Genomic DNA, 399 nt, shown 5'->3' with positions numbered 1-399 from the left:
CACGCCTCGGGCATCAAGTGGTTGCTCGATTGTGTGCATACCATGCACCCGTGCAGGCCAGCGCCAAACTGGACGATTGCTACGAAAGCAGAAGGGGACATTGGGGGCGGGCGTCCTTCAGATGAGGCACGGCGAGAGGACTTCCCGACGTGCCTCTTGCTTTACATCAGGTGCGGGCGTTCGGTGCCGAACAGCAACCGCTTGGCCCCCTCGCGCCAAACCGCTGGGCACGACTTGCCGCGTACCACGGCCGCAACCGTATATGCATAGCCACGATTGATCGGGCTGACCCGACCCAGCACTTCCTCGGCTTCCTGCACGCTCGCATTGGCGCGCACGGCGTCGACGAATGCAACCATGCGTGCCGCTTCCTCGGGATCGGTAGGCAGCAGGCCCGCC

General features: G+C 63.9%; 1 protein-coding gene. It reads right to left on the bottom strand.

Annotation, left to right across the window (positions count from 1 at the left end; all coding sequences use genetic code 11):
- Nucleotides 1-161: 161 nt before the first annotated feature.
- Nucleotides 162-399 (bottom strand): hypothetical protein (locus tag KVS69_RS18915; protein ID WP_217539509.1); only part of this gene is annotated, 238 nt, incomplete at its 5' end.

Origin of the sequence: Stenotrophomonas sp. GbtcB23 (assembly GCF_019091045.1) — a bacterium.
Taxonomy (GTDB): Bacteria; Pseudomonadota; Gammaproteobacteria; order Xanthomonadales; family Xanthomonadaceae; genus Stenotrophomonas; species Stenotrophomonas rhizophila_A.
Note: the sequence above shows the minus strand (reverse complement) of the source record. Positions and strands in the feature narration are given on the sequence as shown.